This is a genomic window from Streptomyces sp. NPDC107454, assembly GCF_055582885.1.
Genome location: NZ_JBVJPA010000007.1, coordinates 52,112 through 71,074, shown reverse-complemented (window position 1 = coordinate 71,074; position 18,963 = coordinate 52,112). Strand labels below are relative to the sequence as shown.

The following is an 18,963-nucleotide window of genomic DNA, read 5'->3' as shown; positions in this document are numbered from 1 at the left end:
AGACTGTTCCCCATGAGTGAGAGCACCGCCACGTCGGACACCGTGCTGTTGCGCGGTGGAGAAGTCCACAGTCCCGCCGATCCCTTCGCCACCGCGATGGTCGTCGAACGCGGACAGATCGCCTGGGTCGGCTCGGAGGGCGCGGCCGACGCCTTCGCCGACGGGGTCGCCGAGGTGGTGGACCTGGAGGGCGCACTGGTCACCCCGGCGTTCACCGACGCCCACGTCCACACCACCTCCACCGGGCTCGCGCTCACCGGCCTCGACCTGTCCGACGCGCCTTCCCTGGACGCAGCCCTCGCCCGCGTACGCGAGTTCGCCGCCGCCCGCCCCGCCGACCGGGTGCTGCTCGGCCACGGCTGGGACGCGGCCCGCTGGCCCGGTGGCCGCCCCCCGACGCGCGCCGAGCTCGACGAGGCGGCCGGCGGACGCCCGCTCTACCTCTCCCGCATCGACGTGCACTCCGCCGTGGTCACCACCGCACTCCTGGACCTGGTCCCGGGGGTCACCGCACGAGCGGGTTACGCCGCCGACGGCCCCCTGACCCGGGACGCCCACCACGCCGTGCGCGCCGCCGCGCTCGGCGCCGTCACCCCGGCCCAGCGCACCGAGGCCCAGCGCGCCGCGCTCGCCCACGCCGCCTCGCTCGGCATCGGATCCGTGCACGAGTGCGCGGGCCCGGAGATCTCCTCCGAGGACGACTTCACCGGACTGCTGCGGCTCGCCGCCGAGGAAGCCGGCCCCCGGGTCGTCGGCTACTGGGCCGAACAGGATGTCGAAAAGGTCCGGGCGCTGGGCGCGCTGGGCGCCGCGGGCGACCTCTTCGTCGACGGATCCCTGGGTTCGTACACCGCCTGCCTGCACGAGCCCTACGCCGACGCCGACCACACCGGCACCGCCTACCTGGACGCAGCCGCCGTCGGCGCGCATGTGGTCGCCTGCACCGAAGAGGGCCTCCAGGCGGGCTTCCACGCCATCGGGGACGTCGCCGTGGCCGCCGTGGTCGAGGGAGTCCGCGCAGCCGCCGAGAAGGTCGGCCTGGCCCGTGTGCGCGCCGCCCGGCACCGCGTCGAGCACGCCGAGATGCTCACCCCCGAGACCATCGCCGGCTTCGCCGAGCTCGGCCTCACCGCCTCCGTGCAGCCCGCCTTCGACGCGCTGTGGGGCGGCGAGGACGGCATGTACGCCCAGCGCCTGGGCGCCGAGCGGGCCCGCGCCCTCAACCCGTTCGCGGCCCTGCTGCGCACCGGCGTGCCGCTGGCCTTCGGTTCCGACAGCCCCGTCACCCCCCTCGACCCGTGGGGCACCGTGCGCGCCGCCGCGTTCCACCGCACGCCGGAGCACCGGGTCTCCGTGCGCGCCGCGTTCACGGCGCATACGCGCGGCGGGTGGCGGGCGATCGGACGGGACGACGCGGGAGTCCTGGTGCCGGGCGCGCCCGCCGACTACGCCGTGTGGCGCACCGAGGAACTGGTCGTGCAGGCCCCCGACGACCGGGTCGCACGCTGGTCGACCGACCCTCGTTCGGGTACTCCTGGACTGCCCGATCTGAGCCCCGGCGGCGACCTGCCGGTGTGCCTGCGGACGGTCGTCGGCGGGCGGACGGTCTTCGTACGGCCGGGCGAGTGATCTCCGGGGGTGGCGCCGCGGTGATCATCCGCCGCGGCCCTGTCGCTCGACCTGCGCATCCTCCGCGCTGACCAGGCAATTGAGGGAAAACCAGCAGGTCAGACGAGTGTTGACAGCTGGCCTCGGGGGGCCGGTAGGTTCGGCCGGGTCCACCACCGGACGTCCGACCGGAGAACTTCCACGCAGTCGCCGGAGCGCCGCTGGGTCAGGGGTTGGTGTGCCGCACCGGCGCACCACCACTGGGAGCCAGGCTCAGCGCCAGTGCGACGGCGAGGGAACGTTCATGCCTGTCGGAAGGGTGTGACCCGGGTGGGGCCCGGACGTCCAGTAGACAACGGCTTTCGGTCGACCCGCAGCCAGCGGGTCCCAGGTCGGCCCGAAGGGCGCCGGGCCCCGATCCGCAGTACGGTGCTCCGGCGCGGCGGGCTCTCTTACCCGGCTCTTGCCGAATCGACACCCCCGTACTAACGCGCCGACGCTTCAGTGCAGGCTGCGGCCACTATGGTGGACCCCTGCGTACGGACATGAAGGGGCAGTAGTGAACGACGGCGACGGGACCCTCGCGGCAGGAGCCAAGGGGAGGCAGTTCGGCCCGCTCGGCACGGCCTTGGTGATCATCCCGACCTACAACGAGGCGGAGAACATCAAGAAGATCGTCGGCCGGGTACGAGCCTCGGTGCCCGATGCACACGTTCTCGTGGCGGACGACAACAGCCCGGACGGCACGGGCAAGCTCGCCGACGAGCTGGCCGCCGAGGACGACCATGTCCAGGTGCTGCACCGCAAGGGCAAGGAAGGCCTGGGCGCCGCGTATCTCGCGGGCTTCGCCTGGGGCCTGGAGCGCGGCTACGGCGTCCTCGTGGAGATGGACGCGGACGGCTCGCACCAGCCCGAGGAACTGCCCCGGCTGCTGACCGCGCTCAAGGGAGCCGACCTCGTGCTGGGGTCGCGCTGGGTGCCGGGTGGACGGGTCGTGAACTGGCCCAAGTCCCGCGAGTTCATCTCGCGCGGCGGCAGCATGTACTCCCGCCTCATGCTCGACGTGCCGATCCGGGACGTCACCGGAGGCTTCCGTGCCTTCCGCCGCGAGACCCTCGAAGGTCTCGGACTCACTGAAGTCGCGTCCCAGGGGTACTGCTTTCAGGTGGACCTGGCCCGGCGCGCGGTCAAGTCCGGTTTCCACGTCGTCGAGGTGCCCATCACCTTCGTCGAGCGCGAGCTCGGCGACTCCAAGATGAGCCGCGACATCCTCGTGGAGGCGCTGTGGCGGGTCACCACGTGGGGCGTGGGGGAGCGGGTCGGCCGGATCACCGGCCGGAAGCGCACGTCGTAGGAGCGCTTGCGAAGCGGGGGGCGGGCCCGGGTGGGGCCGCCCCCCACTCCCACGTCACCCTCGCTTCACTCCACAGCTACGGCTGATCATCCGCTTATCCCGTACTGAGCTGTGCCCAGGCACACTGGGTGCATGACGACTGGCGCACCGACCCCTACATACCCTGCGCGGCCGCGGCGATCCCGGCTGCGCACCTACCTGCCGCTCGGCATCGCCGTCTGGCTGGTGCTGGAGATCTGGCTGCTGACCGTGGTCGCGGGCGCGGCGAGCGGTTTCGCGGTCTTCCTGCTGCTGGTCGCCGGTTTCGTCCTCGGTTCCGTGGTCATCAAGCGGGCCGGCCGCCGTGCCTTCCGCAACCTCACCGAGACGCTGCAACAGCAGCAGAGCGGGGTGACTCCCACGAGCGGGGGCGGCGAAGGCAACGGGCTGATGATGCTCGGCGGTCTGCTGCTGATGATCCCCGGGCTCATCTCCTGCGCGCTGGGCCTGCTCCTGCTGATCCCGCCCGTCCAGAAGGCCCTGAGCCGTTACGCCGAGCGCGCCATCGACCGCAAGATCCGCGAGGCCGCGCCGGGCAGCGTCGGCGACGCCTTCCAGCAGGCCCGTATCCATCGCCCCGACGGCAAGGTCGTCCAGGGCGAGGTCATCAGGGAAGAGAACCCGACGACGGACCCGGGCCCGCGTCCGCCACTGAACCGCTGACCCAGGCTTTTCCCTCGCGGGCCCGTGGGTGTTTTCACCCGCGGGCCGGTGGGGGCTGGTCGCGCAGTTCCCCGCGCTCCTGAGGGGGCGCGATGGCCGGGCGCCGGTCCATATCCACCGCACCGCACCGCCACGCGGACAACGCACAGAGCCGCGGGCCCCGTACGACTTGCGTACGGCGCCCGCGGCTGCGTGCGTGATATGCCGCCCAACCCCCGGAGGGGTTACGCGGACTTGCGGCTGTCCCGCGGATGCACCGCGATGTTCATCGCGCCGGAGCGCAGAACGGCCAGGCGCTCCTCGAGGACCTCTTCGAGCTCCTCTCGGGTGCGCCGCTCCATCAGCATGTCCCAATGCGTACGCGCGGGCTTGGCCTTCTTTTCCTCAGGGCCGTCGCCGTCCACCAGGAGTGCCTGGGCCCCGCAGACCTTGCACTCCCACTCGGGCGGAATCTCCGCCTCGACCGAGAAGGGCATCTCAAACCGGTGCCCCTTCTCGCATGCGTACTCCACGGCCTGGCGCGGGGCCAGGTCGATGCCGCGGTCCGTCTCGTAGCTGGTCACCACGAGGCGCGTGCCGCGAAGAGCTCGCTCACTCATGAATCGTGCCTCCCGGGCTTGTCGCCCACAGGACAGGTGTCGCTGTCGTCGTCATCCGGTCAACGTCCGGTCGGCGGTAAAGATTCCCGTTCCGGGTCATGCGTCGCCGTCGTAGCCGCCCCTTGTTGTACCCACCGACGCCCGGTTTGTCACATCTGGCAGCAGATGTCACCCAACGCTTCAGTATCTTTGACGCGCAGTAACGGTACGCCTGGCAGGCCAAACGCGTACACTACCGGCCTTTGGCCTCAGGTGCTAAATCCTGTCCGGTACGGGATTGCCCGCGTCGTGCACGGCCTGCCGCACCGGAACCCTCGCGAGCAGCACGAATCCGATGACGAAGAAGGCCACGAGCGAGATGATCGCGTCCCGATAACTTCCCGTCAGCTGGTAGGTCAAACCGAACAGAAGCGGACCGAGCCAGCTCATCCCCCGGTCGCTCATCTCGTACGCGGAGAAGTACTCGGCCTCCTTCCCGCTCGGCACCAGATGGGAGAACAGCGAGCGCGAGAGCGCCTGGCTGCCGCCCAGGACCAGGCCGATCCCGGCGGCCAGGACGAAGAACCAGACGGGCGCGCCCGCCGGCAGGAAGTACCCGGCGCCGAGGGTCACGGTCCAGGCGACGAGCGAGCCGAGGATCGTGCGCTTCGCACCGTACGTCCGTGCGAGCCGTCCCATCCCCAGGGCGCCCCCGACCGCGAGCACCTGTACCAGCAGCACGGCGACGATCAGGGTCGACTGGCTCAGCCCCAGCTCCTCCGATCCGTACACAGACGCCTGCGAGATGACCGTCTGGATTCCGTCGTTGTAGACGAGGTAGGCGAACAGGAAGGCGAGGGTGAGCGGTTTGCCCCGCATGTCGCGCACGGTGGCCGCCAGCTGCCGCCATCCGTGCCCCGGCGCCTGCCCCGCGGACACCGTGGGCCGGTCCCGCAGCCGCTTCAGCGGTACGAGGGTGAAGGCGCCCCACCAGACGCCCGCCGAGGCCAGACAGATGCGGACGGCCGTCGACTCGGAGACACCGAAGGAGTCGTGGGCCGAGTACAGGACCAGGTTCACGACCAGCATCAGCGAGCCCGCCGCGTAGCCGAAGGCCCAGCCGCGGGACGAGACCGCGTCACGCTCCTCGGGCGGGGCGATCTGCGGCAGGTAGGAGTTGTACAGCACCATCGACACGGCCACCGAGGCATTGGCGACGATCAGCAGCAGACCGCCGAGCAGATACCGGTCGCCGTCCAGGAAGAACATGCCCGTGGTGGCCGTGGCGCCCAGATAGGCGCAGAGCGCGAGCAGGGGCTTCTTGCGGCCGGTGCGGTCGGCGGCCGCGCCCGCCATCGGCATCACGAAGATCGACACGATGACGGACGCCGAGACCGTGTAGGCGAAGAAGGAACCCGCGCGGACCGGGACGCCCAGCGGATGGACGAAGCCGTCCGCGTCCGCCGCGTGCTTGGCGACGGATGTGAGGTAGGGGCCCAGGAACACGGTGAGCACGCTCGTCGAGTAGACGGAGCACGCCCAGTCGTAGAAGTACCAGCCACGCTGCTCGCGCCGCCGTTCGGTGATCTCTTCGGTCGCCTGTGCCCGCACGGTTTCGGTGCCCACCCGTGCCCCCTCGCTTCCCGCTGAACGAACCGCGCGAGAGGGCTCAGACCCAGGTGCCCCGGTCCTCCAGGACCCTGCGCAGCGTGTCGATGTGATCGGTCATGATGCCATCGACGCCCAGGTCCAGGAGCCGGTGCATCCGATCGGGTTCGTTGACCGTCCACACGTGGACCTGCAGGCCGCGCGCGTGGGCGGCGCGCACGAAGCGCCGGTCGACCACCGGCACGCCCGACTGGGACTCGGGCACCTGGGCCGCGATCGCCGAGTCGCGCAGCGCGGCCGGGATGCCGTACGAGCGCAGCCGCAGCCCCACGACACCCTTGGTGCCGTACGAGGTCGCCAGCCGAGGTCCGGCCAGACGCTGGGCGCGAAAGACCCGTGCCTCGGAGAACGAGCCGACGCAGACGCGGTCCCAGGCGTCGAGACGGCCGATGAGGTTCAGCAGGGGGTGGAGGGCGGGTTCGGCCTTGACGTCGACGTTCCAGCGGACGTCGGGGAAGGTTTCGAGGAGCTCCTCGAAGAGGGGGACCGGTTCCTTGCCCGCCACGCGCGCGTGGCTCACGTCGTCCCAGGGCAGGTCCGCGATCCGGCCCGCGCCGTCCGTCACCCGGTCCAGGGTCGCGTCGTGGAAGGCCACGAGCTTGCCGTCCGACGTCGCGTGCACATCCGTCTCGATGTAGCGGTAGCCCGCTTCCACCGCGCGGCGGAACTGGGCGACGGTGTTCTCCAGACCGTCCGCCGCGCCGCCCCGGTGGGCGAAGGCGATCGGGCCGGGGTGGTCGAGGTACGGGTGGCGTATGCGCGGGCTCACCCTGGAAGTATCGCTCGCTCCGGTTGACCGGCGGCAACGACCGTGCTGCCGCCCGGTGCCGGGCGGACGGCGAACACGCGCAGGAAGAGCTGGGCGAGCGGCCCGATCGCGACGGCGTACAGCACCGTGCCGACGCCGACCGTGCCACCGAGCGCGAATCCGGTCGCGACGACCGCCACCTCCAGGACCGTGCGCACGAGCCGGACCGAGCGCCCCGTACGCCGGTGCAGGCCCGTCATCAGACCGTCACGGGGACCCGGACCGAAGCTGGCCGAGATGTAGAGGCCCGTCGCCACGCCGTTCAGCACGATGCCCGCCACGAGCAGCGGAATCCGCACGGCCAAGGAGTGGGCGTCCGGCACCAGGGCGAGCGTGCCGTCCAGGGCGATGCCGACCACGAACACATTGGAGACCGTGCCGAGGCCCGGGCGCTGGCGCAGCGGGATCCACAGGAGCAGTACCGCCGCGCCCACGGCGATCGACACCACGCCGATCGTCAGACCCGTCAGTTCGGCGAGCCCCTGGTGCAGCACGTTCCAGGGCTCCAGACCGAGGCCCGACTCCACCAGCAGGGCCGAACTCGCGCCGTACAGCGCGAGGCCCACGTACAGCTGGACGAGGCGACGAGGAAGCCGTCGCCCGGATCGCCTGCGTTCCCGGTGCGGGGAGTCGGCGTGTGTGGACAAGAGGTGCCCCCTGTGGTGATGACCCGTGCTGGTGCGTGATGACCCGCGGTGGTGATAGTGGCCTGGCTCGTGACATTCTGTGGCCTGAAGGATGGTGCGATCCAAGGCCAATCCGAGGAAGGTGGACTGGGAATCATGACGCAGTGGACTTCGGCGATGGGTGCCGCGCAGCTCGCCCGGCTGCTCAACTCCCAGCAGGAGCGCCCCGCGGGGCCCGGCACCCGACGCCCGCCCGCCTATCGCGCGCTCGCCGACGGCATCCGGCTGCTCGTCCTCGAAGGCCGGGTTCCGGTCGCCGCGCGGCTGCCCGCGGAGCGAGAGCTCGCGCTGTCCCTCTCCGTCAGCCGTACGACGGTCGCCGCGGCCTACGAGGCGCTGCGCGGCGAAGGGTTCCTGGAGTCCCGCAGGGGAGCGGGCAGTTGGACCGCCGTCCCCGCCGGGAACCCGCTGCCCGCGCGCGGCCTCGAACCGCTGCCGCCCGAGGCCCTCGGCTCCATGATCGACCTCGGCTGCGCGTCACTCCCCGCGCCGGAGCCCTGGCTCACCCGTGCCGTGCAGGGCGCCCTGGAGGAGCTGCCACCGTACGCGCACACGCACGGCGACTATCCGGCGGGCCTGCCCGCGCTGCGCGCGATGATCGCCGAGGGGTACACCGCGCGCGGCATTCCGACCATGCCCGAGCAGATCATGGTGACGACCGGCGCGATGGGCGCGATCGACGCCATCTGTCATCTCTTCGCCGGGCGCGGCGAACGCATCGCCGTCGAGTCCCCCTCCTACGCCAACATCCTCCAGCTGATGCGGGAGGCGGGCGCCCGGCTCGTCCCCGTCGCCATGGCCGAGGGGCTCGCCGGCTGGGACGTGGAGCGTTGGCGCCAGGTCCTGCGCGACGCCGCGCCCCGGCTCGCGTACGTCGTCGCCGACTTCCACAACCCGACGGGAGCTCTCGCGGACGAGGACCAACGCCGCCGCCTGGTGGACGCGGCGCGGTCGGCGGGGACCGTCCTGGTGGTCGACGAGACGATGAGCGAGCTGTATTTGGAGGAGGGGCTGTCGATGCCCCGCCCCGTGTGCGGCTTCGACCCCTCCGGGTCCACGGTCATCACCGTGGGCTCGGCCAGCAAGGCGTTCTGGGCGGGGATGCGGATCGGGTGGGTCCGTGCGGCCCCCGATGTCATCCGCAGTCTCGTCTCCGCGCGCGCGTACGCCGACCTCGGAACGCCCGTGCTGGAGCAGCTGGCCGTGAACTGGCTTTTCAGCACCGGGGGATGGGAGCGGGCCGTGGAGATCCGGCGTGCGCAGGCCCGCGAGAACCGGGACGCGCTCGTCCTCGCCGTGCGCCGTGCGCTGCCCGACTGGGAGTTCACTGTGCCGCGGGGCGGGCTGACGCTGTGGGTGCGCACCGGCGGGCTGTCCGGCTCGCGGATCGCCGAGGCGGGCGAGCGGGTGGGGGTACGGGTGCCCTCCGGGCCGCGGTTCGGGGTCGACGGCGCCTTCGAAGGGTATGTGCGGCTGCCGTTCACCGTGGGGGGTGCGGTGGCCGAGGAGGCGGCGGTCCGGTTGGCCGCGGCGGCGCACCTGGTGAAAACGGGCGCGACCGGGGGCAACGAAGCGCCTCGCACGTTTGTGGCCTAGCGGCTGACCGGACCCCCGGTGGGTTCGTCGGCTGCGGGCCGGTGGGGGCTGGTCGCGCAGTTTCCCGCGCCCCTGAAGACTCCCGGCCCCGACTCACCTGCAGTCGAAGAGCACTCCCGGGCTCAGGTCTCCGCCACCGCGGCCTCCGCGGGGACGGGGGCCGCCTCTGCCGGAGTCGTGCGTTCCGGCAGCAGGTCGAGGACGGCGCGTCGATGGGTCTCGCTGGTGGCGTCGTCGTAGGGGTCCGGCGTAGCCGGAACCTGGAGGCGCAGGACGGGACCCGCGCCCAGCCGGGCGTACCCGCGGCCGGGCGGCACCTCCCTCGTAGGAGTGGTGTGCGGCGGCGCGCCGAGGACGGCCTCCAGCTGGACCGGAGAAGCCGGACCGAGGACCACGCGCGCGCGGGTGTGCTGCCGCACGGCCTCGCTGAGCGCCTCGAGATCCTCGAACTGCTCGGCGATGACGACCGTGACGCCCGCCGCGCGCCCGTGCCGGAGCGGGACCTGAAGGAGTGCCTGGGGATCGTTGCGTCCGTCGGCGGCGGCGAAGTGGCCGAGCGCGCTCGGCCGGTCGAGCAGGATCCACAGGGGGTTCTTGGTGTCGTCGGGAGCCGGGTGCCCCGCCTGCCGCGCACGGTTGGCGGAGATCAGCCGCCGCTCCGTCTCGTTCGCGGCCCACTCCAGACTCGCGAGCGCCCCGGCGAGGCCGGACTCGACGGCGAGGACGCCGGCCCGGCCGGTCAGGCACGCGTACTCGCCGGTGCCGCCGCCCTCGACGATGACGACATCGCCGTACTGAAGGGCCTGGAGCGCGATGGAGCGCACGAGTGTGGTCGTGCCGCTGCCGGGATTGCCGGCGATCAGCAGGTGCGGCTCGGTGGAGCGGATGCCGGTGCGCCAGACGACCGGGGGGACATCTCGCTGTTCCTCCCCGTAGGTGAGGGGGAGGGTGCGCTGGACGTCGGCCGGGTCGGTGAACCCGAGGACGGTCTCGCCGGGTGAGGAGACGAAGCGCTGGGCGGCGATGTCGGTGGGAAGCGGCGGGAGGACGGTGACGGTGAGTTCGTTGCCCTCCTCGTCCCAGTCGAAGTGGTACTCGCGACCGCGGCCCGACTTGGCGTGCAGAAGCTGCTCGATCCGGGCCCGGGACTCCGCCTCGCCGTCGGTGAAGTACGCCGGGTAGCGGATGAGCAGCCGGGACACACGCCCGTCGTCGTCGAAGTCGTGCGTGGGGAAAGCCTTCTCCCAGTCGCCGCCGTGGGCGTACAGAGGGGCCGGGTCCTCGGCCACGGAGAAGTACGGGACGAGGGCGTCGTACAACGACTGGAGTCGTTGGATCTGCGCCTCGTCGGGGCCCGCCGGCTCCGACGAGGCCGGCTGACGGCCCGTCCACGCTGCCGCCGCCATCAGGGTGATGGCGGCGAGCAGCGGTCCGTACGGCGCCAGCGCCACGACCAGGATCACCGAGGCCACCAGGAACAGCAGCGGCCCGCGCCGGTCCTTGGGGGTGGCGGCCCACTTGCGCCCGCCGGCGGCTGCCAGCCGGCGCAGTCCACGGGTGACCGTGATCAGTGGGTGGAGGACGTCGGTGGCGCTGTCGGCTGCCGTTCGGGCCAGCTCCCGGCTTCGGGCGATCTGTGCGCTGCCGTTGCTGAGGATGCGGGGGAGAGGGCGCCGGGCCACTGCTGTCTCCTGAAGGTGCGTGCGATGGGCAGGGACGTCAGAACTTGATCCCGCCGAGGAGGCTCGCCAGGCTCTCCCCGCCCGCCTTGATGCTCGGCGCGATGGCCGTGCTGGCGAGGTAGAAGCCGAAGAGCGAGGACACACAGGCGTGCGACGCCTTGAGTCCGTCCTTGCGGAAGAAAAGGAAGACGATGATGCCGAGCAGGACGACGCCTGACATGGACAGAATCATTTGTGCTCTCCTGGTTCGTGGGGACAGTCACCATGAGTACTTCCAGGATCACAGGATGTATCCATACGATAAAAGGTGCAACTGAGTGAAATTCGGCCGATTTCATCCAGTCGGCGGAGCCGTTCCGGGCCCCCTGGGCAGGTTTGTTGCCCCCCGTCGGCTCTTGGACGGCTTGTGGTGATCTTTGCCTCGGTCGGCGCCGGTCATGTGCCGCCGGAGCCAGTACGCTGGCGAATCACCCGTACGGCCGCACACTTCGCTGTCGTACGGACCTGCGCATGACAGCCCACCCGCTGTCGTACGCTCCCGCAGTCCCCCTGACGTAGCTGTCGTTGTCCTTGTGAGAGGTGGTCCGGCCGATGAGTGAAGCCCCCGACCCCGAAGTCGTGGAGCTGGCGACCAAGATCTTCGATCTGGCGCGCCGAGGGGAGACCGAGGCGCTCGTGGCGTACGTCGACGCGGGTGTGCCGGCCAACCTCACCAACGACCGCGGTGACTCGCTGGTGATGCTCGCCGCCTACCACGGCCACGCCGAGGCGGTGCGCGCCCTGCTGGAGCGCGGCGCCGAGGCCGACCGCATCAACGACCGCGGCCAGACCCCCCTCGCGGGGGCCGTCTTCAAGGGCGAGGCGGCGGTCATCCGGGCGCTTCTGGACGGCGGCGCCGACCCGGCCGCGGGCACCCCCTCGGCCGTCGACACCGCCCGGATGTTCGGCAAGACGGAACTGCTCGAATTGTTCGGCGCGCGCTGATCCGTCCGCGCTGACCAGGTACAACACCGAAAACGGGGGAGGCGGTACGGGGCCGCCGGAAATACGGTCGCGGCAAGAAGAACTGCCGAGTCATCATGACGTCGTGATTCACGGACGCGATGGCTGGGCAGGTGTTGCCGCACCGCGCGGGCCGTGACGCGGCCCGTATGGGCCACCGACGAGAGGCAGAGGAAGATGGTCTACAGCAAGCAAGAAACGGCGGGCGCTCCGACGTGTTGTCACGCGGCCAGGTAATGCAGGATCCCGGTTGCGTCGACGCTTGATGTGAGGCTGTTTCCCATGTTCGATCCGGTCATAGCGCCCAGCGGTACGCTGCTCGGCCTGCTTCAGAGGGGCCGCGGCGACGGTACGCTGCACGCGCTCACCGCACCGCGCGCCGAAGCGCTCGCGGCACTGAACCACTGTGTGCTGCGCGATCCCCGCCACGACTGGCAGGTGGAGAACCGCTCCCTGTACTACGCCCGTCTCTACCTCGATCTGAGCGGTGAGCTCGACGAGATCGAGCGGCACCTCTTCGACGCCGAGGACGTCCTCGACGACTGCGAGTCACGCACGGGGCTCGCCCTCGCGGTCCTCGGCCACCTCGCCTCGTACGGCAGGCGGGACGCCCTGGAACTGCTGCGCAGGTACGCCGCCTCCGGCACCAACTGGGCCTGGGCCCTGGACGAGCTGGCGCTGCGCGACGACGACGCGGGACTGCGCGCCCTCGCCGTGCCCGTCCTCGCCCGCTTCCCGGCCGATCCGGAGGGCGAGGCCGCGCTCGTCGCCCAGGTGCGCGACGCCTTCGAGCCCCGGCCCTGGCGGCTGTGGGCGGACGATTCCCGCGAATCCATCGCCACGCGTGTGCGGGCAGCCCAGGAACAGGGCTCCTTCGACCGATGGCAACGGCAACTGCGCCCCACCGGACCACGTCCGGGATGGAGTGTGCGGGCCGTGTTCGAGTGGGCCCAGCAGGGCCTCGACCGCGGAGCCGCACTCCATGTGCCGGCCGCGCGCTGCCTCACGGCCGTCGCGGGCCCCGAGGACCGGCCCGAGATTCTCCAGGCCGCCCGGGACGGCGGCGACGGAGCCCGCTGTACCGCTTTGCGCTACCTCGCCGACAGCAACGATCCGGACGCTCTCGATCTGATCGAGGCCGCCGCGACCGGCGGCACGGCGACCGTCGGGGAGGCCGCCGTCGACGCGTTCGAACGTATGCGCAGTGTCGCCGCCGTCGAGCGGGCCCGACGGTGGGCCGAGCGGCCCGACGCCCTCGGCGCCGCCGCGGGACGGATGCTTGCCTGCCGGGGCGGCACCAAGGACAGCGAACTGGTGCTGGGCGCCCTGCGTGAAGCCGTACGCGGCGAAGGCCCCGACGCACCCACACTCTGGACCCTCGTCGACGGAGCCGGGCGCCTCGGCATCGTCTGCGCCGCTCCCGTGCTGCGCCATGTCTACCGGGAGACGGCGTCGTCCCATCTGCGCGGGCGAGCCGCCCGCGCCCTCGCCGCCACCGACCCCTCCTTCCCCGCCGGCTTCGCCGTCGAGTGCCTGTGGGACTGCGAGGAGTCGACCCGTGAGGTGGCCGCTCGACACGCCGAAACCGGTGACGCGCGCGTCGTCGATCAGTTGCGGCGGCTGGCGTCGGATCCGGCCGAGGAAGCGGAAGTACAGACGGCCGTACGCAGCCGGATAGGGCCTGACGCACCCGCCGTATGAACGCGAAGTGACTCGCGGGTCAGGAGGGCGTGGCCGCGGGCTGACCTGGAAAAGCGTGCAGTACAACGCTCACGGGGCGTTCCCCGGTAGGAAAGATCGACGTTGACGCGGCCACGTCCAGCACGGCGACAACACGGGTATGCGTGTCGTCATCGTGACCGAATCCTTTCCCCCCGATGTGAACGGCGTGGCCCACTGCGCGCTCCAGACCGCCCGGCACCTCGTCGATCGCGGTCACGCTCCCCTCGTCGTCGCCCCGGCCACTGCGGCCGGGCACGGGCCCGACGCCCTCGCGCCGTGTCCTGTCGTCCGTGTCCCCTCCCTACCGCTCCCCGGCTACCCCCAGGTCCGCGTCGCTCTCCCCAGCCGACGCGTCGCCGCCGCGATCACCGAACACCGCGCCGACATCGTCCACCTGGCCAGTCCCTTCATCCTCGGCGTCCGCGGCATGGCGGCCGCCGCCCGGCTCGGCGTCCCCGCCGTCGCCGTCTACCAGACCGACCTCGCCGGTTACGCCCGTACGTACGTGGGTGCGGGCGAAGCCACCGCTTGGCGGCGTATCCGCTCCGTCCACGCCGCCGCCGACCGGACGCTCGCCCCGTCCAGCGCGGCCCAGCACGACCTGGAGGCACACGGTGTGCCCCGGGTGCGGCTGTGGCCGCGCGGTGTGGACACCGTCCGCTTCCGCCCCGAGCACCGGGACGAGGCCCTCAGGCGCGAGCTGGCGCCGAACGGTGAGCTGATCGTCGGCTACGTCGGCCGGCTCGCCCCCGAGAAGCAGGTCGAACTGCTCGCCGGAGCCTGCGGCCTGGAAGGCGTACGCGTCGTGATCGTGGGCGACGGGCCCAGCGAGACGAGCCTGCGCGAGGCGCTTCCCGGCGCCGTCTTCCTCGGGCGTCGCACCGGCGACGAACTCGCCCGGATCTTCGCCTCCCTGGACGTCTTCGCGCACACCGGCCCCTTCGAGACCTTCTGCCAGACCGTCCAGGAGGCCATGGCCAGCGGCGTACCCGTCGTCGCACCCGCCGCGGGCGGACCGCTGGACCTGGTCGCACACGGCCGTACGGGGCTACTGGTGCCGCCCCGCGACGAGGCCGCCGTGCGCGACGCGGTGGGGGCGCTCGCCGCCGACCCGGCGCTGCGAGCGGCCTACGGCGCCGCCGGGCGGGCCACCGTCGAGGGCCGCACCTGGGCGGCCGTCGGCGACCAGCTCATCGACCACTACGCCGACGTGCTCACCGCGCGGACGGTGGTGGCGGCATGAGCCTGCGCATCGTACGGCTGGCCAACTTCGTCGCCCCCGCGTCGGGCGGTCTGCGCACCGCCCTGCGGGAGCTCGGCAGCGGCTACCTGGCCGCAGGACACGAGCCCGTGCTCATCGTCCCCGGCGAGCGTGCCACCGACCGCGAGACCGAGCAGGGGCGGGTCATCACGCTGCCCGGTCCGCTGCTGCCCGGAACCGGCGGCTATCGCGTCCTCACGGACAAGCGGCGGGTCGCCCGGCTCCTGGAGTCGCTCGCGCCCGACCGCCTCGAAGTCTCCGACCGGACCACCCTGCGCTGGACCGGGGTCTGGGCGCGGCGCGCCCGGGTGCCCGCGGTCATGGTCTCCCACGAGACCGCCGACGGCGTGCTGCGGACCTGGGGGCTCTCCGAGGGAATGGCCCGCAGGGCCGCCGACGCCCTCAACATCCGTACGGCGCACACCTACGCGCGGGTCGTGTGCACCACGGAGTTCGCGGAGCGCGAGTTCGTCCGCATCGGGGCCCGCAATGTCGTACGGGCCCCGCTGGGTGTCGACCTGGCCGGCCGCCACCCCGGGCTGCGCGATCGCGAGGTGCGCGAGCGGTACGCGCGCGCGGACGAGGTGCTGCTCGTGATGTGCTCCCGGCTGTCCGTCGAGAAGCGGCCCGGTACGGCGCTCGACGCGCTGGAGGCGTTGCTGCGGCGCGGCGAGCGTGCCGTGCTCGTCGTCGCCGGGGACGGGCCGCTGCGGGCCCGGCTCGAACAGCGGGCCCGGGAGCGGCGGCTGCCCGTCACCTTCCTCGGGCATGTCGCCGACCGCGCACTGCTCGGCGCGTTGCAGGCCTCCGCCGACGTGTGCATGGCGCCGGGGCCCGCCGAGACGTTCGGGCTGGCCGCCCTGGAGGCGATGGCCTGCGGTACGCCCGTGGTGGCCAGCGCGGTGTCGGCGCTGCCGGAGGTGGTCGGCTCCGCCGGAGCCACCGCCGCGGACAGCGGGGACTCCTTCGCGGACGCGGTACGCCTGCTCCTGGGGCGCCCCGAGGCCGCGCGCAGGGAAGCCGCACGCGCGCGTGCGGAGTGTTTCGGCTGGGGCACCGCCGTGGAGGCGTTCCTCGCCGCGCACGACGCGGCGGTCGAGTCCCGGCCCCGCCTCCAGGAGGGCGTCGGATGAGACCCCTTCGGTTCGTCGCCCTCGGTGACTCGTTGACCGAGGGCGTGGGCGACCCCGTCGGCGAGGCCTGGCGGGGCTGGGCCGCGCTGCTCGTCGACGGGCTGTCCGACGGCCCGGACACGTCCGTGGAGTTCACCAACCTCGCGGTGAGCGGGGCCCAGACACGCGACGTCCTGGAACGGCAGACCCCGGCGGCGCTGGCCCTGAACCCGGACGTGGTGTCCGTCGTGATCGGTGTGAACGACACCCTTCGCTGCACCTTCGACATCCACGCCGTGGCCGCGCGGCTCGACCAGGTGTACGCGGCTTTCCGGGCCCAGGGCGCCGTCCTGCTGACCGCCTGCCTGCCGGATCCCGGCGCGATGCTCGGGCTGCCGGGGGTGCTGGCCAGGCCCCTGGCCCGGCGGCAGCGGGCCGTCAACACGGTCGTGCACGCCCTGTCCGAGCGCCATGGAGCCGTGCACCTGCACGCGGCGGAGGGCGCCTGGCTCATGGACCGGGCGATGTGGAGCGCGGACCGGCTGCACCCGGGGGAGCGGGGGCACCGGCAACTCGCCCTGCGTTTCCACGCGCTGCTCGCACAGGAGGGCATCGCCACCGGGGACACCCCCTCGGCCGAGCCGGAGTTCCCCGCGCCCACACGGTCGGCCAGTCTGTGGTGGCTGGCCACCGCGGGGACGGGGTGGGTGGCCCGGCGGTGCACCGACCTGCTGCCGCAACTGCTCACCCTGGCCGCCGCCGAGGTGCGACACCGGGCGCGCGGCACCAGCGCCCGGCTCGACCTCAGCGCCTCGCACGCCGTGGCGTCCGCGCTGGCCGCCCTGTCGGTGGCGGAACAGCCGGACGCGGCATGACGGTCCGAGGCGGTGGGCCGACGCACCTCAGCGGCGGCGTACGGCCGTGAAGCGCACCGGCGTGCCCGGGACCGCCTGAGCGGCCGCGGGGAGGTCGGCGCCACGGACCACGCCGATCACCGGGTACCCCCCGGTGGTCGGATGGTCGGCGAGGAAGACGACCGGTCTGCCGTCGGGCGGCACCTGCACGGCCCCCAGCACCATGCCCTCACTGGGGAGTTCGCCGGAAACGGCCCTCTCCAGTGAGGGCCCTTCCGTACGCAGCCCTATGCGGTTGCTCGCGGAGGACACCCGGTAGGTGCCCGTCGCCAGGGTCCGCAGGGCCGAGGCCGTGAACCAGTCGTCGCGTGGGCCCGGTGTCACCCGCAGGACCAGCTCCGAGGGCGGCCCGGGATGCGGAACCACGTCCACACGCGTGTGCATGCCGTCGGGGCGCCCCAGAGGCAGCACCGTGCCGTCCGTGAGCGGCGGCGGACCGAGCCCCGAGAGGAGGTCCGTGGAGCGGCTGCCGAGGACCGGATCCACGGCCACTCCGCCCGCGACGGCCACATAACTGCGTACCCCCGCGCGGGCCGGGCCGATGTCCAGCAGCGCTCCGGCGGGGACGCGCACGGGCGCTCCCCAGGGCGCCGGACGGCCGCCCACCGTGACCGGGCAGGGCGCGCCCGTGACGGCCACGGTGACCACCGAACGCGGGCGCAGGGCGCATCCGTTGAGCGTCGTCTCCAGTACGGCCGCCTCGATCGGGTTGCCGACGAGCCGGTTGGCCAGCGCCGCGGCGGGCGCGTCCAGCGCGCCGGAGCGGGGTACGCCGAGGTGGGCGTGGCCGGGGCGGCCCCGGTCCTGGACGGTGGTCAGGGCCCCGGCGCGCACGACGGCGAGGGCCCGGTCGGTCATGAGCACCCCGCCGGTACGAACCGGACGCGCGTCCCCGGGGCGAGCAGCGCGGCCGGCACGCGCGCGTGGTCCCACAGCACCGCGTCCGTCGTGCCGATCAGCTGCCAGCCGCCCGGCGAGGAGCGTGGGTAGACGCCCGTGTACGGGCCCGCGAGCGCCACGGAACCCGCAGGAACCGCCGTCCGCGGAGTCGCCCGGCGCGGCACGTCGTACCGGGCCGGCAGCCCCGTGAGATAGCCGAAGCCTGGCGCGAACCCGCAGAACGCGACACGGAACTCGGCCGCCGCGTGGATCGCGGGCACCTCGCGTTCGGGCACCCCCCACAAAGCCGCGACATCCGCCAGGTCGGGACCGTCGTATCGTACGGGGATCTCGATCGCCTCCTCCGCGCGCGCGGCGTGCGGTGGGATCTCCCACCCGGGGAGCTGCTCCGCCAGCCGCCGGGGGTCCTCCAGACCGTCCAGAAGTACCGTGCGGGCCGCGGGGACGATCTCCGCGGCGCGGAGCGAGCCCTCGGCGCGCCGGCGCAGCAGTTCGGCGTGCAGGGCCTGGGCCGCCGCGACCGAGGAGACCTCGACGAGCAGGGCGTGGTCACCGACCGGCAGCGCCCTCGCGCCGCCGGCCGGAACAGCCTTCATACGAAGGCCTTCACGTGCACGCCCGAGGACTCCAGACGCGCGCGGACCCGACGGGCCAGGTCCACCGCGCCCGGGGTGTCGCCGTGCAGGCACAACGAGCGGGCGCGGACCGGGATGCGCGCACCGGAGTGCGACGTGACCACGCCGAAGCGGGCCAGGCCCAGCGAGCGCTCGACGACCGCCTCGGCGTCCGTGATCACCGCGTCGGCCTGGCTGCGGGGCACCAGGGTGCCCTGCTCGGTGTAGGCGCGGTCCGCGAACGCCTCCGTGGCGGTGGGCAGCCCGGCCTGCTCGGCCAGCTTCAGGAACCGGGAGGACGGGAGACCGAGGACGGGCAGCGCGGCGTCCGCGAGCAGCACGCCCTCGACGACCGCCGCCGCCTGCTCCTCGTCGTGCACGACGCGGTTGTAGAGCGCGCCGTGCGGTTTCACGTACGACACACACGCCCCGGCCGCGCGTGCGAAGACCTCCAAGGCACCGATCTGGTAGGCCACTTCGGCCGCCAGCTCGTCGGACGGCACGTCCATCGCGCGCCGCCCGAAGCCCGCCAGGTCACGGTAGGAGACCTGGGCGCCGATCCGTACACCCCGCTCGGCCGCCAGCTCGCACACCCGCCGCATGGTGGCCGCGTCCCCGGCGTGGAAGCCGCAGGCCACGTTGGCGCTGGTCACGACGGACAGCAGTTGTTCGTCATCGGTCAGCCGCCAGCGGCCGAAGCCCTCGCCGAGGTCGGCGTTGAGGTCGATCGGGGTCATGAGGTGCGGTCTCTCCTTC

18 protein-coding genes are annotated in these 18,963 nt (G+C 72.6%); 9 read left to right on the top strand and 9 right to left on the bottom strand.

What is annotated here, in order from left to right; genetic code table 11:
* The first annotated feature begins 12 nt into the window (after positions 1-12).
* From ACZ69M_RS18545 to fxsA, 3 genes are all read left to right on the top strand, one after another.
* Positions 13-1,629, top strand: a complete 1,617-nt coding sequence (locus ACZ69M_RS18545; protein ID WP_470051080.1) for an amidohydrolase — start codon at positions 13-15, stop codon at positions 1,627-1,629.
* Between the two features lie 538 nt (positions 1,630-2,167).
* On the top strand, positions 2,168-2,962 hold the full coding sequence (locus ACZ69M_RS18540; RefSeq protein ID WP_470051078.1) for a polyprenol monophosphomannose synthase: 795 nt from the start codon (positions 2,168-2,170) through the stop codon (positions 2,960-2,962).
* A gap of 132 nt (positions 2,963-3,094) precedes the next feature.
* Positions 3,095-3,664, top strand: coding sequence for an FxsA family membrane protein (gene fxsA, locus ACZ69M_RS18535; protein WP_470051076.1), 570 nt, complete (start codon positions 3,095-3,097; stop codon positions 3,662-3,664).
* A 224-nt stretch (positions 3,665-3,888) separates the two neighbouring features.
* On the opposite strand, the gene ACZ69M_RS18530 is transcribed toward fxsA, so the two are convergent.
* From ACZ69M_RS18530 to yczE, 4 genes are all read right to left on the bottom strand, one after another.
* Complete coding sequence (locus ACZ69M_RS18530) at positions 3,889-4,263, bottom strand: RNA polymerase-binding protein RbpA (RefSeq protein WP_003977404.1); 375 nt, start codon at positions 4,261-4,263, stop codon at positions 3,889-3,891.
* A 255-nt stretch (positions 4,264-4,518) separates the two neighbouring features.
* Complete coding sequence (locus tag ACZ69M_RS18525) at positions 4,519-5,868, bottom strand: MFS transporter (protein ID WP_470051074.1); 1,350 nt, start codon at positions 5,866-5,868, stop codon at positions 4,519-4,521.
* Positions 5,869-5,911: 43 nt separating this feature from the next.
* Positions 5,912-6,679 (bottom strand): glycerophosphodiester phosphodiesterase, encoded by a 768-nt coding sequence (locus ACZ69M_RS18520; protein WP_470051072.1) that lies wholly within the window; start codon positions 6,677-6,679, stop codon positions 5,912-5,914.
* Complete coding sequence (gene yczE / locus ACZ69M_RS18515) at positions 6,676-7,365, bottom strand: membrane protein YczE (RefSeq protein WP_470051070.1); 690 nt, start codon at positions 7,363-7,365, stop codon at positions 6,676-6,678. The genes ACZ69M_RS18520 and yczE overlap by 4 nt, the downstream gene beginning before the upstream one ends.
* A 135-nt stretch (positions 7,366-7,500) precedes the next feature.
* Here yczE and ACZ69M_RS18510 point away from each other — a divergent pair, with 135 nt between their 5' ends.
* Positions 7,501-9,000: an SCO1417 family PLP biosynthesis transcription factor gene (locus tag ACZ69M_RS18510; protein WP_470051068.1), complete on the top strand. Its 1,500-nt coding sequence runs from the start codon at positions 7,501-7,503 to the stop codon at positions 8,998-9,000.
* 122 nt (positions 9,001-9,122) lie between these two features.
* On the opposite strand, the gene ACZ69M_RS18505 is transcribed toward ACZ69M_RS18510, so the two are convergent.
* Together ACZ69M_RS18505 and ACZ69M_RS18500 are read right to left on the bottom strand one after the other, a co-directional pair.
* Positions 9,123-10,682 carry a P-loop NTPase family protein gene (locus ACZ69M_RS18505; protein WP_470051066.1) on the bottom strand — a complete coding sequence of 520 codons (1,560 nt, stop codon included), beginning with the start codon at positions 10,680-10,682 and terminating at the stop codon, positions 9,123-9,125.
* Positions 10,683-10,719: 37 nt separating this feature from the next.
* Complete coding sequence (locus tag ACZ69M_RS18500) at positions 10,720-10,914, bottom strand: hypothetical protein (RefSeq protein WP_235455802.1); 195 nt, start codon at positions 10,912-10,914, stop codon at positions 10,720-10,722.
* 359 nt (positions 10,915-11,273) lie between these two features.
* On the opposite strand from ACZ69M_RS18500, the gene ACZ69M_RS18495 reads away from it, so the two are divergent.
* The 5 genes from ACZ69M_RS18495 to ACZ69M_RS18475 all read left to right on the top strand — a co-directional run bounded on the left by ACZ69M_RS18495 (position 11,274) and on the right by ACZ69M_RS18475 (position 16,654).
* Entirely contained in the window at positions 11,274-11,666 is a 393-nt protein-coding gene (locus ACZ69M_RS18495) for an ankyrin repeat domain-containing protein (protein WP_067366209.1), read from the top strand.
* 300 nt (positions 11,667-11,966) lie between these two features.
* A complete protein-coding gene (locus tag ACZ69M_RS18490) occupies positions 11,967-13,385 on the top strand; it encodes a HEAT repeat domain-containing protein (RefSeq protein WP_382177920.1) in 1,419 nt (472 codons plus the stop codon).
* A gap of 139 nt (positions 13,386-13,524) precedes the next feature.
* The gene (locus ACZ69M_RS18485; protein WP_470051063.1) at positions 13,525-14,649 is read left to right on the top strand and encodes a glycosyltransferase family 4 protein; all 1,125 of its coding nucleotides are present in this window, start codon (positions 13,525-13,527) and stop codon (positions 14,647-14,649) included.
* Entirely contained in the window at positions 14,646-15,800 is a 1,155-nt protein-coding gene (locus ACZ69M_RS18480) for a glycosyltransferase (RefSeq protein ID WP_470051061.1), read from the top strand. Before ACZ69M_RS18485 ends, ACZ69M_RS18480 begins: the two co-directional genes overlap by 4 nt.
* Entirely contained in the window at positions 15,797-16,654 is an 858-nt protein-coding gene (locus ACZ69M_RS18475; RefSeq protein ID WP_470051059.1) for an SGNH/GDSL hydrolase family protein, read from the top strand. The genes ACZ69M_RS18480 and ACZ69M_RS18475 overlap by 4 nt, the downstream gene beginning before the upstream one ends.
* 27 nt (positions 16,655-16,681) lie before the next feature.
* Here the strand turns inward: ACZ69M_RS18475 and ACZ69M_RS18470 are convergent, their stop codons facing one another.
* The 3 genes from ACZ69M_RS18470 to ACZ69M_RS18460 are packed head-to-tail and all read right to left on the bottom strand — an operon-like array spanning position 16,682 to position 18,944.
* Positions 16,682-17,551, bottom strand: a complete 870-nt coding sequence (locus tag ACZ69M_RS18470; RefSeq protein ID WP_470051057.1) for a 5-oxoprolinase subunit C family protein — start codon at positions 17,549-17,551, stop codon at positions 16,682-16,684.
* The gene (gene pxpB / locus ACZ69M_RS18465) at positions 17,548-18,189 is read right to left on the bottom strand and encodes a 5-oxoprolinase subunit PxpB (RefSeq protein ID WP_470051055.1); all 642 of its coding nucleotides are present in this window, start codon (positions 18,187-18,189) and stop codon (positions 17,548-17,550) included. Before pxpB ends, ACZ69M_RS18470 begins: the two co-directional genes overlap by 4 nt.
* A complete protein-coding gene (locus ACZ69M_RS18460) occupies positions 18,186-18,944 on the bottom strand; it encodes a LamB/YcsF family protein (RefSeq protein WP_470051053.1) in 759 nt (252 codons plus the stop codon). The genes pxpB and ACZ69M_RS18460 overlap by 4 nt, the downstream gene beginning before the upstream one ends.
* Positions 18,945-18,963 lie beyond the last annotated feature (19 nt).